Annotated in this window: 12 protein-coding genes; 8 read left to right on the top strand and 4 right to left on the bottom strand. The window is 60.8% G+C overall.

From position 1 onward, the window contains the following. Nucleotides 1-8: 8 nt before the first annotated feature. Genes tssM through ACA065_RS17130 form a run of 3 tightly spaced genes read left to right on the top strand, consistent with a single transcriptional unit; the run spans nucleotide 9 to nucleotide 4,935 of the window. Nucleotides 9-3,368 (top strand): type VI secretion system membrane subunit TssM, encoded by a 3,360-nt coding sequence (tssM, locus tag ACA065_RS17140; RefSeq protein ID WP_497690716.1) that lies wholly within the window; start codon nucleotides 9-11, stop codon nucleotides 3,366-3,368. A 5-nt stretch (nucleotides 3,369-3,373) separates the two neighbouring features. Next, nucleotides 3,374-4,096, top strand: a complete 723-nt coding sequence (locus ACA065_RS17135; protein ID WP_497695366.1) for a PP2C family protein-serine/threonine phosphatase — start codon at nucleotides 3,374-3,376, stop codon at nucleotides 4,094-4,096. Beyond that, nucleotides 4,093-4,935 (top strand): serine/threonine-protein kinase, encoded by an 843-nt coding sequence (locus ACA065_RS17130; protein WP_497690715.1) that lies wholly within the window; start codon nucleotides 4,093-4,095, stop codon nucleotides 4,933-4,935. The genes ACA065_RS17135 and ACA065_RS17130 overlap by 4 nt, the downstream gene beginning before the upstream one ends. Before the next feature lie 8 nt (nucleotides 4,936-4,943). On the opposite strand, the gene ACA065_RS17125 is transcribed toward ACA065_RS17130, so the two are convergent. Continuing rightward, nucleotides 4,944-5,273, bottom strand: a complete 330-nt coding sequence (locus tag ACA065_RS17125) for a DUF6388 family protein (protein WP_497690714.1) — start codon at nucleotides 5,271-5,273, stop codon at nucleotides 4,944-4,946. Nucleotides 5,274-5,468: 195 nt separating this feature from the next. Here ACA065_RS17125 and ACA065_RS17120 point away from each other — a divergent pair, with 195 nt between their 5' ends. Then, nucleotides 5,469-7,541: a PTS sugar transporter subunit IIC/EAL domain-containing protein gene (locus ACA065_RS17120; protein ID WP_497690713.1), complete on the top strand. Its 2,073-nt coding sequence runs from the start codon at nucleotides 5,469-5,471 to the stop codon at nucleotides 7,539-7,541. Here the strand turns inward: ACA065_RS17120 and ACA065_RS17115 are convergent. From ACA065_RS17115 to ACA065_RS17105, 3 genes are read right to left on the bottom strand one after another with little or no spacing between them, the layout of a single operon-like run. Next, entirely contained in the window at nucleotides 7,538-8,386 is an 849-nt protein-coding gene (locus ACA065_RS17115; RefSeq protein ID WP_497690712.1) for a metal-dependent hydrolase, read from the bottom strand. The genes ACA065_RS17120 and ACA065_RS17115 overlap by 4 nt on opposite strands. A 15-nt stretch (nucleotides 8,387-8,401) precedes the next feature. Next, nucleotides 8,402-9,292 (bottom strand): SDR family NAD(P)-dependent oxidoreductase, encoded by an 891-nt coding sequence (locus tag ACA065_RS17110; RefSeq protein ID WP_497690711.1) that lies wholly within the window; start codon nucleotides 9,290-9,292, stop codon nucleotides 8,402-8,404. Next, nucleotides 9,289-10,824, bottom strand: a complete 1,536-nt coding sequence (locus tag ACA065_RS17105) for a flavin-containing monooxygenase (RefSeq protein WP_497690710.1) — start codon at nucleotides 10,822-10,824, stop codon at nucleotides 9,289-9,291. Before ACA065_RS17105 ends, ACA065_RS17110 begins: the two co-directional genes overlap by 4 nt. Before the next feature lie 275 nt (nucleotides 10,825-11,099). Here ACA065_RS17105 and ACA065_RS17100 point away from each other — a divergent pair, with 275 nt between their 5' ends. The 4 genes from ACA065_RS17100 to praB all read left to right on the top strand — a co-directional run bounded on the left by ACA065_RS17100 (nucleotide 11,100) and on the right by praB (nucleotide 14,896). Then, on the top strand, nucleotides 11,100-12,098 hold the full coding sequence (locus tag ACA065_RS17100) for an alpha/beta fold hydrolase (protein ID WP_497695365.1): 999 nt from the start codon (nucleotides 11,100-11,102) through the stop codon (nucleotides 12,096-12,098). Between the two features lie 258 nt (nucleotides 12,099-12,356). Further along, entirely contained in the window at nucleotides 12,357-13,637 is a 1,281-nt protein-coding gene (locus ACA065_RS17095; RefSeq protein ID WP_497690709.1) for an alkane 1-monooxygenase, read from the top strand. Nucleotides 13,638-13,767: 130 nt separating this feature from the next. Beyond that, nucleotides 13,768-14,262, top strand: a complete 495-nt coding sequence (gene praA, locus ACA065_RS17090; RefSeq protein WP_497690708.1) for an alkane oxidation protein activator PraA — start codon at nucleotides 13,768-13,770, stop codon at nucleotides 14,260-14,262. 121 nt (nucleotides 14,263-14,383) lie between these two features. Beyond that, entirely contained in the window at nucleotides 14,384-14,896 is a 513-nt protein-coding gene (gene praB / locus ACA065_RS17085; RefSeq protein ID WP_497690707.1) for an alkane oxidation protein activator PraB, read from the top strand. Nucleotides 14,897-14,944 lie beyond the last annotated feature (48 nt).

Genomic DNA, 14,944 nt, shown 5'->3' with positions numbered 1-14,944 from the left:
AGCAATGAATGAACGCATTCTTCAAGAGCGCGGGCACCGTGCTGGGCAGGATTTGGGTCTGGAGCTTGTTACTGGTGCTGTCCTGCGCCGTATTGGTGTGGTGTGTGGGGCCTTTGCTGGCGGTGGATGATTACCGGTTCTGGCAGGGCCAAACGGCGCGACTGGTGACCATCAGCGCACTGTTTTTGCTGTGGGGGCTGGCGATGGTGGTCGCCGGCGGACGCCGTGCGGGCGGGACCAGGAGGCCTGAACGCGAGGCTCGCGATCAGCCACCGGGGTGGGCGCAAGACGAGCGCAAGCACGTACGCGGTCGCTTCAAGGAGGCGGTCCAACGGCTGAAAACTTCGCGTCGTTACGCCGGGCACAATGAGCGATGGCGTAATGAATTGCCGTGGTACTTGTTGATCGGCGAACAAGGCAGTGGCAAGACGCGTCTATTGGCGGCGGCCGGTTTGCAGTCGCCGCTGGATCATGGCGAGGCGATGCCGACGCACGGCACCGCGCATTGCGAATGGTATTTTGCCGACGACGGCGTGCTCATCGATACGCCGGGGCGCTATCTGACGCAACCCGACAGCGTGGTGGACGCCGCGGGCTGGTCGACACTGTTGAGCATGCTCAAGTTGCGGCGCCGCGTACGCCCACTCAATGGTGTGGTGGTGGCGTTATCGGTAGACACACTGATGAGCGGCAATGAACACGATCTGGATCTGCATGCTCGCCGTGTGCATTCCCGCCTGCAGGAAGTCCAGCAGTCGTTGCACGTGGATGTACCGATCTATCTGGTGATGACTCAGGCTGACCGGGTCTCGGGGTTCACCGAGTTCTTCGACGCATCTGCGGGAGAGCCTGCCGAAAGCGTGCTGGGGCAGTGCCTCGACCCTGGCAAGGCAGGCATTGACATCACACAGGTGCGCCAAGCGTTTGAGGCGTTACTGCAGGGGTTGAGTGCTGAGCTGATCACGCGATTGCACCAGGAACGCAATGTCGACCGCCGTGGCCGTATGTTGGATTTCCCTCAGCACGCGGCGCAACTCGGCGAGCGTTTGTGTTTGTTCGTCGAGTCGGCCTTTTCCGCTCACCGTTACCAGCGTATCAATGGTTTGCGCGGGTTCTATTTGACCTGTGCCGGCGACAGGCACGCCCAGTTCGTCCAAGGCTTGTTCAGTCGGGTGATCTTCGCTGAAGCCGGTCTTGCAGGCCTGCAGACCACGGAGCAACGTCGCATTCGTCGCCGCCTCGGGTTGCAGGTGTTAGCCATGGCCGGTGTAATCGGTGGTGTCGGGTGGTTGTGGGCCCACAGTTACGCGGTCAACCAGCAGCGCTTGGCACAATTGGCAACACTGCTCACGCAACCTTCGCCTACGGCGCCGGACACCGACCACACCCTGGCGCTGTTGGATGCGCGCCTGGCGGCGACGCAGGTGTTTCCACCCGCGCAAGACGCCCCGTTCATAGAGCGCGCCGGCCTGTATCAAGGTGAGGCGAGCCGCCCCTTGGCGGCCCGTGCCTATGAGCAGGCCCTGCTACAGCCTTTGCTCTCCCAGGTAACGGCACAGCTTGAAGAACAGGTACGCGCCAGCCTGGGGGATCGTGAACGGCTGTTGGAAAACCTGCGTGCGTACCTGATGCTCACATTGCGTGAGCGCCGCGACAGCGCCTGGTTGGCACAGCGGATAGCAGACCAAGGGCCTGTGGGGAATGGGGGCGATGCATCGGCGCAGACACGCCTGAATGAGCACCTGGCGCGGCTGCTCGCACAACCGTTCGTGGCGCCGCTGGATGAAGCGCTTGTGGCCACCGCGCGTGAGAAACTGCGCGGTGAGTCGCTGGCCGATGTGGTTTATCGCGCCCTGCGCGAACAATCGCGCAACCTGGAGCCCGTGCGTCTTGCCGAGGGCAAGGTGTTCGCCGCCACGGATCCACCGATACCGGGCTTTTACACAAAACGGTATGTGCAGTACTTCGAGGCTCAAGGCCCACGGCTGGTGAATGCCATCGCGCAGGACAACTGGGTATTGGGGGAGAGCACCGACCTGAGTGCCATGGCGTTGCGCCGGCTGATGACTGAGTTGCAGCAGCGCTATTTCAGTGAGTACGCCGATGTCTGGAGTGCCGCCCTCGCGCGAGTCAAGCTGCAACGCACCGACAGCCTCAAGCAAGATGCCGAACAGCTGGCGAGCCTGACATCGGCCCAGTCACCGTTGATGCAGTTATTGCTGATACTGCGTGAAAACACGCGGTTGCTGCCTGCCCCGGAGTTGTTGGGCACGTTGGCGCCTCTGACCGGTGAGGCTGGCGCGCTGGTGCAGTCGGCGCTGGCCGATGGCCGCGGCGCGTTGGTTCCAGACCCTGCCCGCCGTGCGCTGCAACGGCGTTTTGAGCCTTTGCACCAGTTGCTCGATGAGCAGCAGAACCCCGGCGCTGAGTTGACCCAGGCGTTGCGCGTGCTCGACGAATTGCACGTGCAACTGGCAGCGTTGAATCGGGAGAACTCACCGGAACAGGCAGCCTTCAATAGGGTCAAGCGGCGAATGGAGGGGCAGCAGGATGCATTGGGCGGCCTGCGTGATGCCGCTGCGCGTCTTCCGTTACCGCTCGCCGGCTGGTTCGAGGGGATGGCTGACGACAGTTGGCGCCACCTGCTGGAGGGCGCTTATGTGCACGTCAACCAACGCTATCAAAGTGAGGTGTATGGCCTCTACGCCAAAGCGATTCGAAAGCGTTACCCCTTCGAAGCCCACGCGGCCAGCGAAGTTGCGCTTAACGATTTTCACGAGTTTTTCAAGCCCAATGGGGTGATGGCGGGCTTTTATGAGGGCTATCTGCGGCCTTTCATCAGTGCCGACGGCGGCCGCTTCCGGCTGCGCGGCGTGGATGGCAACAGCTTGCCGATATCACGCTCGTTGCTGGAGCAACTGGCCAAAGCCCAGGTTATCCGGCGCGCGTTCTTCACCCAGGAAACCAGTGAGTTGTCTGTTCGATTTACCGTGGCGCCCTATAGCCTGGATCAGTCTGTCAGCCGCGCGACGCTGCGTTTTGGCGAGAAGCAGCTTGAGTATCGTCATGGCCCGATCGTGCCCATGACGTTTGATTGGCCCATCGACGCGGACAATGGCCGTAGCAGCCTGGTATTGGAAAGAGGGACCGAGCAACGGCCCTTGGGTATCGAGAAAAATACCGGGACCTGGTCGCTCTTCAGGTTTTTCGACTTGTTGCAAAAAGAACCTGCAAGCGGGCGAAATGCGCAGCTATACAAGGCCGACCTCGCCGGTTTGCGCGCCAATTACCTGTTGACGAGCCAACGCACACCCAGCCCGTTTGATATGGAGGCGTGGCGCACTTTCCGCCTGCCGGAGCAACTGTGAAGCCTGTGCACGTTCAGTGGCGCAGCGCCGGACGCACGCAACAGGGCCGGGCCAGGTCGCGCAACGAAGATGCCTTCCTGGACGGCCCGCAGCATGGCTGCTGGGCGGTGGCGGATGGCATGGGCGGGCATCGGGATGGCGATGTGGCCAGTCAGTGGGTGATCGAAAGCCTTGCTTCGTTGAGGGCCGAGGGTAACCTCGACCAACGTGTCAACGCTGCTCGTCAACGCTTGCAGAGTGTCAACCAGCGGTTGGGGAGTGCGCCAGGACGCTCCAACGCAAGCGTCGATGCCACGATGGGCAGTACCGTCGTGGCGTTACTGCTCGAGGCGGGGCGTGCGGCGTGTGTGTGGGCGGGTGACAGCCGTTGCTATCTATGGCGCGGCCAGCGGTTGTACCAGTTGTCGAGGGACCACTCGCTGCTTCAGCGCCTTGTGGCTGAGCGCCAATTGAGCAGCGCGCAAGCTCAGGCGCACCCTGATGCGCGGGCATTGACCCGCGCCATTGGTGCGCATGCGTCATTGCGGCTTGAGGTGCTGGAACTCAACACTCAACCAGGCGATGTGTTTTTGTTGTGCAGCGATGGCCTGTATCAGGCACTCAGCCACCGGGAGCTGGGGCGAGCCTTGAGCGTGGGGACGCCGCAGCAAGCGGTGGAGCGGTTGTTTGCGATGGTGTTACGCACACGCGCACGGGATGATTTGACCGCTGTGGTTGTACAGCCATGAGTGAAGCATCGACCCTGCCGGGTTTACTCGCCGGGCGCTATCAGCTTGAACGTGAGCTGGGCAGGGGCGGGATGGGCGTGGTTTATCGCGCCCGAGACCTGCTGCACGAGCAATTTGGCGAGCCCGGCTCCCGCGTGGCGCTCAAGCTGCTGGGCGAAGCGTTTTCTGCGTGCCCTGATGCACATGTGCTGCTCTACAGCGAGTTCGCCATGACCCGCAGCCTGCGCCATGAATACGTGGTAAGGGTGTTTTCGTTCGAGGTGGATACCGCCAGCCGTACGGCGTTCTTCACCATGGAGTTGATGCACGGCATTACCCTGGATCGACTGCTGCTGGGGTGCGCGGATGGCTTGCCCTGGCGAGAATTACAGCCCATTGCCTTGCAGTTGCTGGATGCCCTGGTTTACGCCCATCAGCAAAATGTACTGCACGGCGACATCAAGCCCGCCAACGTCATGATGAGCGAAGAGGGTGTTCGCTTGTTCGATTTTGGCCTGGGGCATGCCCAGGCGCAGGTGGCGGCAGGTTTGCCGAGTTTGAGCCGCAACCGTTTTAATGCCTGGACACGTGCTTACGCGGCCCCGGAATTACTCGCGGGCGGTGTGTTGACCGCTGCCGCCGACCTGTATGGCGTGGCGTGTATTGTGTACGAGCTGGCCCAAGGCAGGCGCCTTGGCGAGCGTGAACCCACGCAAAGACTGGCGCGGCCTCGGCAACTGCCCAGGTATTGCTGGCCGGCGTTACGCGCGGCCCTGGCGGTTGACCCCGAGCACCGAACCCTCACCGTTGCCGACTTGCGCGAGGCGATGGGGTGCACGCGACGTGCCTGGTATCTGTAGCAAAAACCTCACCCCGCCAAACCATGCAACTGACAGTATTCACCCCAACTCAACCCGGCCATCTGCGCGACTTCCTTGTGCACCTCAAGGCGCTGGGCTTCGAAGGCTTCGGCAGACTCGGCCGTCAACTTGAGGGTCAGCTCCCAGGCAAACAAGTGCTGGCGTTCAGCTTCGGCCTCAAAGGCTTCGTGCAGGCGTTCGGCGCGGTACTGCGCCTGGGTTTCGCCCTTGGCCTGCGCGGCCAGGGGGTTGAGGGTGTCCAGCTGCAGGGCCACGTCTGGATGGTCGTGCAAGAATTTGTCCAGGGCACGCTGGTGGTTATCACCGGGTTCTGACAAAGGTTTGTTCCCGTTCAAGTGAGTTAATCCAATGGGGCCAAGCCCCGATGCGCGTCAGTCAAGGAGCAACATCGCCACAGGTTAGCGGAATAATTACCCGCAGGCGCGGCAAAAGTCTTTCGCGCAGGCTATCAGGGCGTGTAGCGTTACCTTGGGTTTTCGGGCTTGCCTGTAGCGGGCGCAGAGGGACGGGTCATGGCGCAAACGCTGTTTAAACTTTTCCTTACGCAGCGTCTGGCAGCCTTGGCCAGCACCGAATCGTTGCGTGCCATCCGTGAAGGCTTGTTGTGGATATTGCCATGCCTGCTGGTGTCGGCCGGCTTCCTGATCTTGTCCGAATGCGCCAAGGTGCTGGGGTTCGATGCGCAGGTGGTGGTCTTTCTGTCCGGGCTGCACAACCAGATCAGCTCGGTGATCCCGCTGCTGGTGGCGGCCTCGATTGGTTACATGCTGGCGATCCAGCACCGTCTGCCCCAATTACCCGTGGCCTTTTTGTGCCTGGCCCATGTGATGGTCGCCACGTTTGTCTTGCGTGATTACCCACGGGCTTCGGCCACGTTCATGCTGTTTATCGCGATTGCCTCGCCGCTGCTCAATGTGCCGGCGATTGCCTGGCTGCACCGCTTTCGCTGGACCCGCCTGGTCAACGCGGACCTGGTCGGGCATAACCTGCGGGGCACCATCAATATGGTGGTGCCGGGCGCTATCACCGCGCTGTGGCTGGTGGTGCTGTTGTCGTTGCTGTTGCAGATTCCTTATGTGGCGCAACTGCAAGGCCCGCAGGTGCTCGACGCGCTGCAGTCGCCGTATGGCAGCGGCTTGTTTGTGACCTTGATGAATTCGCTGCTGTGGTTTTTCGGTATTCACGGTGTGTATGCCATGCAGCCGTTGTTCGATGTGCTGGACCAGGCCGTGGTGCTTAACGCCAGCGCATCTGCGGCGGGTGAACCGGTCAAGTACCTGCTCAACAGTGGCTTGTTGGGCAGTTTCGCGTTTATCGGTGGGTCTGGCGGTGCGTTGTGTCTGCTGATGGCGATCCTGCTGTTTTCCAAGAGCCAGTCCATGCGTTTGCTGGCGATGGCCAGTTTGCCGCTGTCGCTGTTCAACGTCAGCGAGGTGCTGCTGTTTGGCTTGCCGATCATTCTCAACCCGCGCTTGTTCATCCCGTTTTTACTGGTGCCGGCCGTCAACACCCTGCTGGCGTTGACGGTGGTGCAGCTGGGGTGGGTGTCACCGGCGGTGGCGAGTGTGCCGTTTACTGCGCCGGTGCTGCTCAATGCCTACCTCAGCACGCACGGCGATGTGGCGGCGGTGGTGCTGCAGCTGGCGCTGCTGGGCATCGGCACCCTGGTGTATGCGCCGTATGTGCGCGCGATTAATCGCCAGGCCAGCGAAGGCGGCACGGTGTATCTCAAGTCGTTGGGCATGACCTTTCGCGGCCTCGAAGAGAAGGGCCGCCTGCTGGAGCTGGACCCGGTGCAGGCCTCGCACAAGCACCTGGCACGCCAGGCCGTGGAGTTAAGCCGCATCCAGCAGATCAGTGATTACGAGTTCTACCTCGAATTCCAACCGCAAATTTCCACGCGCACCGGCCTGTGCACCGGCTGTGAAGCCCTGATGCGCGCGCGGGACAGCCAGGGCACGGTGCATTCACCCTGGGAATTCCTGCAGTGGCTGGCCCAGGCGCGGCTGATGCCGGACGTGGATGTGTGGGTGGCGTCCCAGGCGGTGCGCCAGTACCAGAAGTGGCGTAAAAGCGGCTTTGCGTTGCCGATGACCATTAATATTTCCAGCGCCACCCTGACCGATGCTGCCTATGGTGATCGGCTGGTGGAGATCCTCGCCCAGGCCCATGGCCAGGTGTCGGTGGAAATCACCGAAGACGCGCTGGTCAGTGATATCCAGGCCACGCGCCAGACCATCCAGAAGCTGCAGGCCATCGGCGCCAAAGTGTATATCGATGACTTCGGCACCGGGTTTTCCGCGTTGAGCTACCTGCACCAGTTCCCGGTGGACTTCATCAAGATCGACCGCAGTTTTGTGGTGGCCCAGCGCGACCCCAAGGGCGCCCAGGTACTGACCGGCATGCTGCGCTTCTGTGAGGCGCTGAACCTGGGCGTGGTGGTCGAGGGCGTTGAGACCGCCGAGCAGTTGGCGTTCCTGAACACCGGCACTGAGCTGTTTATTCAGGGCTGGTATTTCAGCAAGGCGCTGCCCGGTGATCAGCTGCAACGCTTCGTACGCGAACGTGCGGCGGCCCAGGTTTAGGCCGGCTGCGCGGCGTATTCGCGCCGGGTTTGTTCGATCTCTTCTACCAGCGTGTCGATCCGCGCCAGGCGCGCGCGGTTGTCGTGGTCCCAGGGGTGAAAGCCTGGTTTGAAGTAGTGCAGCCACGGCCGCAGCATGCGCGGGAACACACCCTTGGGGCCATACAGAAACTTGAGCATGCGCCAGAAGCCCTTCACATGCCCACCGGCCTTGCGGTCGGCAATCAGCAGGCGCAGGTGAAAATCCAACACCACCAACCAGAAGAACACGCTGGTGGTGAGCATGGTGGTGGTGCGCAACAAGTAGCGCCCAGGCCCGGGCGTGATCACCGTGTTCCACACATCGAAGGCGACGGCTTTGTGTTCGGTTTCTTCGAGGGCGTGCCAGTACCACATTTGCTGGTAGCCCTTGAGTGAATCGCCAAAGCGCGTGGGGTCACTCAGCAGGATTTCCGCGAGCATCGCCGTGTAATGTTCAAGGGCGATGGTCACCGCCAGGTTGAACGACGGCGGCAGGTGTTTTTTCTGCAGGTCGAGAATGAACTTGAGGCGCCGGTCCAGGGTGTGCGCCGGCAGGCCCGCCGCTTGCAAGTGATCGTTATAGGCCACGTGTTCGCGGCTGTGCATGGCTTCCTGGCCGATAAACCCCTGGATCTGTTTTTTCAGCGCCGGGTCGTCGATGCGCTGGCGGTAGTGGCGCACGCTGTCCATGAAAAACAGCTCGCCCTGGGGAAACAGCAGCGACAGTGCGTTGAAGAAATGCGTGATGAACGGGCCTTGTTCATGCCAGTCCTTGATGCGCTCGGCAGGCAAGGCAAAGTGGATATCGCGACGGATGGGCAGCATCGTAGGTGCTCCTGTTCAGAGACGAGGTTCGTCGTTGGTTTCAAACACCGGCGCACGTGTTTTGGGGGCCATGCGCTTGCTGGCGAACACCACCAGGGCTTGATACGCGGCGGGCAGGCAGCGGGCGAGCAGGTCGAGGCAGTACGCGTCGCGGCCGATCAGCACGCGGCGTTTGTTGTTGCGCACGCCTTGCAGGATGACCTTGGCGGCGTGGTCGGCGTCGGTGATGAAGAGCTTTTCGAAGTCGGCGCGGGCCTGTTGCTCGCTGTGGATCAAAAAGCCGGTCATGTTCGCGTCGATACGGCTGCTGCGGCAGATATCGGTGCGAATGCCGCCAGGGTGAACACAGGTGGCGGACACGCCGCAGCGTTGCAGGTCGAGTTCCTGGCGCAGGGATTCGGTAAAGCCGCGTACGGCAAACTTGGTCGCGTTGTAGCCGCTCATGCCGGGCTGGGCAAACAGGCCAAACACACTGGAGGTGTTGATCACATGCCCATCGCCGCTGGCTTTGAGGTGCGGCAAAAACGCCTTGGTGCCATGCACCACGCCCCAGAAGTTGATGCCGACGATCCACTCAAGGTCGGCGTAGTCCACACCTTCGACGGTACTCGACAGCGCCACGCCGGCATTGTTGAAGATCAGGTTGACCTGGCCGTGGTCGGCCACGCAGCGCGCAGCCCAGTCGTGCATGGCCTGGCGATCGGACACGTCCAGCACGTGGGTGGTGAGCTTGACCTTGGCCTGCGTCGAGGTCTTGATCAGCGCCAACGTGTGCTCCAGCCCTTGGCTGTTCTTGTCCGCCAGGGCCAGGTGGCAACCTTCGCGTGCCAGGGCCAAGGCCAGGGCGCGACCCATGCCGGAAGCCGCGCCGGTAATGGCCGCCACGCGGCCGTTGAATGACTTCATGACAGGCTGCCTTCTGCGGTGGAGTGGGGCGCCGAAACCGTGCGTGGTGTCGGTGTGGGCAACGGGTTGGCGAGGTAATCCTTGAGCGCAAAATGCCGCGTGACCTGCTTGAAACGCCAGGTCGAGCCGGGCCACAACGTGGTGTTCTTGCCGGTGCGCGGGTCGAGATACCAGCTTTGGCAACCGCCGGTACTCCAGATGGTGCGCTTGAGCTTGTCCTGCAAATACTCGTTGTAGGCGCGTTCCACGGCGGGTTTGACGTCGACCGTGGCGATGCGTTGGTGCTGCATTTGTTGCAGCGCATCGAGGATGTAGGTGACCTGGGCCTCGATCATCAGAATCATTGAATTATGCCCAAGGCCAGTGTTCGGGCCGACGATCAGGAACAGGTTCGGATAGCCCGGCACCGTGGTGCCTTTGTACGCGTGGGCGCCGTCGCGCCAAGCGTCCATCAGGTCGATGCCGTCGCGGCCGATGATGCAATCGCGCGGCAGCGGGTCGGTGGCCTGGAAACCGGTGCCGAAAATCAGGCAATCGGCCGGGTGCTTGAGGCCGTCGGCGGTGATCACGCCGTCCGCTTCGATGCGCAGCACTTTGTCGGTGACCACCTCGACATTGCTGCGCGACAGCGCGGGGTAATAGTCATTGGAGATCAGCACACGCTTACAGCCGATGGTGTAGTCCGGCGTCAGGGTTTTGCGCAGGGACGGGCGGGCGACTTGTTTGCGCAGGTGGCGCAGGGCGATTTTCTGCACCATCTTCATCAACCGTGGGTGCAGGGCAAAGCCCACCACGCGGCCTTCCAGTGCCCAATAAAAAGCCCCGCGCACCAGGCGCTGGGTGAAGGGCAGGTGTTTGAAGGCCCAGCGCTCAAGCCGCGAAATCTCCCGGTCGGGCTTGGGCATGATCCACGGCGGTGTGCGTTGGAACAGGTCCAGGTGCGCCACCTGCGGCGCGATCTTTGGCACGAACTGGATGGCGCTGGCGCCAGTGCCGATCACCGCCACGCGTTTGCCCTTCAACGAATAGTCGTGGTCCCACTGCTGGGAGTGGAAGCGTTTGCCCTTGAAACTGTCGAGCCCGGGGATATCCGGCAGCGCCGGGCGCGACAAGCCGCCCATGCCCGACACCAGCACCCGCGCGCTGACCTGGCGACCATCGCTGAAGCTCAGTTGCCAGCGTTGCTGCTGTTCATCGAACACCGCACGGTGCAGGCCCATGCCGAAACGCAGGTAGGGCGCCAGCGCGAAACGCCGCGCGCATTGCTCAAGGTAGGCGCGGATCTCCGCCTGCGGCGCGAACTGCCGCGTCCAGTCCGGGTTGGGCGCAAACGAAAACGAATACACATGCGACTGCACATCGCAGGCGCAACCTGGGTAGTGGTTGTCACGCCACGTGCCGCCGAGGGTCTGGGCCTGCTCGGCGATAAAAAAGTCGGTGAACCCGGCTTCCTTGAGTTTGATCGCCATGCACAGGCCGGCAAAACCTGAACCGATGATGGCGATGTCGATTGAATCGCTGTGGGCATTCATGGGTTGTCCCTCGTGGGCATCGATGTGCTCCTGTTTTTGTTTTGTCTTTTAGATAGAACACCATTGCAAAGGAAAATTGAATTAATTATTTTAAAAAAGATTTTAAATAATCTACCTGAAAATTTCGCCTACGCTAGGACCTTGTTCCGCATGTGCGACTTGTCCGACGGACGAGCACGGTATGCATGAAGTTCAGGTCCAGGGTGTGGACGATGGCTGAGGCCTTGATCAATACCGGTCAGGTCGACAGCGGCAGGGAAGCAGAGGGCCGAGCTATGGCGGTTGAATGGGTTGTCGCTGCGGGTGTAGTGGTGGGTGCCAGCATCGTGTTGTGGGGCTTCAGTGCCTGGATGACACGGCGCATTGAAGCCACCGTGCCGATCAACGGGCGTTTCGTCGAGGTCGATGGCGAGCGCTTTCACTATTACGAAGAAGGCAAAGGCCCACCGCTGGTGATGATTCACGGGCTGATGGGCAGCAGTCGCAACCTGACGTATGCCTTGTCCGGCCAACTGCGTGAGCGTTTTCGCGTGATCACGTTGGACCGACCGGGTTCGGGCTATTCCACCCGGCATGCGGGCACGCCGGCAGACGTGCCGGCCCAGGCCCGCCAAATCGCTGCGTTCATCAAGACGCTGGACCTGGGTAAACCGTTGGTGTTGGGCCATTCCCTCGGCGGCGCGATATCCCTGGCGTTGGCGCTTGACCATCCCCACGCGGTGTCCGGGTTGATCCTGGTGGCGCCGCTGACGCACCCGCAGCGCCTGTTGCCGCTGGTGTTCCTGTCGCTGGCGGTGCGCCCGGCCCTGTTGCGGCGCTGGATGGCACACACCCTGACCATGCCCGTGGGCTTGCTGACCAGAGGTTCGGTGGTCAAAGGCGTGTTCGCCCCGGATGCCGCGCCGGCCGACTTCGCGACACGCGGTGGCGGGTTGCTGGGTATGCGGCCGGACAACTTCTATGCCGCCTCAACCGAGATCAACACGGTCAACGAGCACCTGCCGGACATGGTCAAGCGCTACCCGCAACTGACCCTGCCCATCGGGCTGATCTATGGCGCGCGCGACAAGGTGCTGGACTTCCAGAAGCACGGCCAGGCGCTGGCGAGCAAGGTGCCGGGGCTCAAGTTGCAGGTGGTGGAAGGCCGCGGGCATATGTTGCCGATCACCGCCACGGAGCGTGTGGCAGCGCTGGTGGAGCAGGTCGCCAAGCGCGTGCATCCACCCCAAAGCGCCACGGTGTTGCACCCGCCGTTTGCCCTGGCGAGTCAATAATTGTGCTATCCGACTCGCGGTTCCATGGCGTCGATGCCTGCTTTAGACACCTGACCAAACGGCTGAAAAAGAGACTGCTCGGTCACGTCAAAAAGCCTTCGAGAAACTAGTTGACGACCTAACGATTCCGCGCTATTTATTTAAAAAAATTATTTCAATGTCTAATTTGAAACAATTTTTGAAGTGCCTAAGAGCGAATAAAATAATGAAAAAAACGCCTTTTATCGCATCTCCAATCTGTCTCGTTCGGAGGCTGCCATGAATCAGACTCTGGTAACCCCGACCGTCTGGACCGACGGCAAACGTCACTTGTGGTGGCTGGGCATCATGCCCCTGGCGACCCCGTTGCTTTCCGGCGCCCTGGCCATTACCACCGGCGTGCAGCAACTGTGGTGGGTCGGCGTGCTGATCATCTTCGGCTTGATCCCCTTGATCGACGGCCTGCTCGGCGAAGACGTCAGCAACCCGCCTGAATCCGCCGTCAGCAACCTTGAATCGCAAAGCTACTACCGCTGGATCGTCTACACCGGTGTGCTGTTCGTGATCACTTCGGTGGTAGTCACCGGCTGGCTGGCTGCAGGCGGTATCGACTGGATCATTAACGGCGGGCTGCTTAACGCCACCGCAACCCTCGAACCATCAAGCTGGCTGGCCAAAACCGCTGCGTTTATTACCGCGCGCACTGAGTTGCACGGCGAAATCAGCGGGTTCACTTACCTGGGCATGGCGATGTCTACCGGCGCCGCCACCGGGATCGCGATCAACACCGCCCACGAGCTGGGGCACAAGCCCAAGCCGCTGGAAGTGTTCCTGGCCAAGGTCACGCTGGCGCCGACCTTCTACGGGCACTTTTACACCGAACACAACCGTGGCCACCACGTACGGGTGGCAACCCCGGAAGATCCGGCCAGTTCGCGCCTGGGTGAAAGTTTCTGGGCGTTCCTGCCGCGCTCGGTATGGCTCAGCGCCGTATCGGCCTGGAACCTGGAGCGTGAACGCCTGCGCAAACTGGGCCTGCCGGCGTTGCACTGGAAGAACGCCGTGCTCAGCGCCTGGATGTACAGCGTGGTGTTGTGGGGCGCGATGATTGCCTGGTTGGGCGCAGCAGTGATTCCGTTCCTGATCATTCAGGGCATCTACGGGTTCTCGTTGCTGGAAGTGGTGAACTACGTCGAGCACTACGGCTTGAAGCGCCAGACGTTGCCCAATGGCCGTTATGAGCGTTGTTCGCCTCGGCACTCGTGGAACAGCAACCGTATTGTGACCAATATCTTTCTGTTCCAGCTGCAGCGGCATTCCGATCACCATGCCAACCCCACGCGTAGTTACCAGTCGTTGCGCCACTTTGATGAGTCGCCGCAACTTCCCTACGGGTATGCCAGCATGATTGTCTGGGCCTATGTGCCGTACTTGTGGCGACGGCGCATGGACCATCGGGTACTTAATCATTATGCCGGAGATATCACCCTGACTAATCTTCAGCCGTCACAACGCTTGAAGTATTTGGAGAAGTACAGCAACAGTGCCAGGCCGTTTTAATCTGAATTAAACCGCTGTGGGTGTACTTGCGATCTGAGTATTGCGCAGGTTTTTATCGCCCACGGTTTACCGAACTGAGTGCCGGAAAGTTTGACCCTACAACAATAATTCCAAGGGAAGGACGTACATTATGCAAAGCCCTGCCACGTTCACCGCTCACGTTATATTGGCCGCCCTTGGCCTGATTGTTTACCACCAGGCCCAGGCCGCGCGCATCGAACCTGCCGGCAGCGCCTTTACGGCCCAGGGCCCGATCAGCTTTTCCAAGGGCGCACTGATCAGCGCCGACTGCACCATCAAGGTCGCGGGTAAAGTCGCCGCCGATGGTGCGTCGGTGAATGTCGATAAAGTTGAATTTGACGGCGGACTTAAATGCAGCCGCGTCGAAGCCATCAACTTGCCGTGGGTCTTAGTTGCCAAAAACACCAAGAGCGGTTCCATGTCAAACATCAGCGTGGATGTGCACGCGTTCGGTTTAGGTGGCCAGTGCGGCCCTTCGACCGCCGACGGCACCTGGGATAACGCCACCGGCAAGTTGGAAGCCGCGAATGTGCCGATTGGCGAAGACTGCAAGATCAAGACGGTGTCGATCAAGATGCCGCCGAACTTCAAAGTCGTCGAATAAGCGTAGCGGTAATTGAATTGAGATTTGGCTGGAAAGGGAAGTTCTGCAGTTTCACCGTGACCTCTCGATCATGGCCATTACCCCTGGCGAAATGACTCGCCATAACATGTGAGGAAAAACAATGAAAAGCTTGAAAACTCTCGTGTCGTTGACTGCTCTGACTGTTTGCATGGGTGCTGCTTCGATGGCCACTGCGGCCACCATTTCTCCAGCGGGCACTGGCTTCACCACGCCAGGCGGCACGATTGCGGTGTCGTCACCGGCGTCGTTCGGAGCGGCTGTTTCTTGCAGCATCGTGTTTACCGGTAGCGTAGCGGGCGACGGTTCCTCCGCCTCCATCACTGGCGCGTCGGTCAGTGGTTCCAACCCATTGTGTGGTGTTCCGGTGCTGCTCGGTCTGCCTTGGACCTTGACCCCAACCTCTACCTCAACCGGGGCTGGCGTGTACCAAGGCACTGTATCGGGTGTGAACTTCAAGATCGTCAGCAACTGCTCCAGCAGCCCAACCACAATCAACGTGCTCTACAACAACAACACCCACGCTATCACCGTGCCTTCGGCGCAAACAGTTGGCAGCTGCAAAATTACCGCTCTGAACGCTGCTCCATCCCCATCGCTGACTGTAAACCCTTGATAGCAATGCGCTTGACGTGATGATCACACGTTGAAACGCAGGTGCCCC

The organism is Pseudomonas sp. LBUM1640 (assembly GCF_059716225.1).
Note: the sequence above shows the minus strand (reverse complement) of the source record. Positions and strands in the feature narration are given on the sequence as shown.

What these genes read in the sequence shown, in the direction of transcription:
- ACA065_RS17095 (WP_497690709.1), top strand. Translation starts at nt 12,357, where the DNA reads ATGAATCAGACTCTGGTAACCCCGACCGTCTGGACCGACGGCAAACGT.
- ACA065_RS17105 (WP_497690710.1), bottom strand. Translation starts at nt 10,824, where the DNA reads ATGAATGCCCACAGCGATTCAATCGACATCGCCATCATCGGTTCAGGT.
- ACA065_RS17115 (WP_497690712.1), bottom strand. Translation starts at nt 8,386, where the DNA reads ATGCTGCCCATCCGTCGCGATATCCACTTTGCCTTGCCTGCCGAGCGC.
- ACA065_RS17120 (WP_497690713.1), top strand. Translation starts at nt 5,469, where the DNA reads ATGGCGCAAACGCTGTTTAAACTTTTCCTTACGCAGCGTCTGGCAGCC.
- ACA065_RS17100 (WP_497695365.1), top strand. Translation starts at nt 11,100, where the DNA reads ATGGCGGTTGAATGGGTTGTCGCTGCGGGTGTAGTGGTGGGTGCCAGC.
- praB (WP_497690707.1), top strand. Translation starts at nt 14,384, where the DNA reads ATGAAAAGCTTGAAAACTCTCGTGTCGTTGACTGCTCTGACTGTTTGC.
- ACA065_RS17130 (WP_497690715.1), top strand. Translation starts at nt 4,093, where the DNA reads ATGAGTGAAGCATCGACCCTGCCGGGTTTACTCGCCGGGCGCTATCAG.
- praA (WP_497690708.1), top strand. Translation starts at nt 13,768, where the DNA reads ATGCAAAGCCCTGCCACGTTCACCGCTCACGTTATATTGGCCGCCCTT.
- ACA065_RS17110 (WP_497690711.1), bottom strand. Translation starts at nt 9,292, where the DNA reads ATGAAGTCATTCAACGGCCGCGTGGCGGCCATTACCGGCGCGGCTTCC.
- tssM (WP_497690716.1), top strand. Translation starts at nt 9, where the DNA reads ATGAACGCATTCTTCAAGAGCGCGGGCACCGTGCTGGGCAGGATTTGG.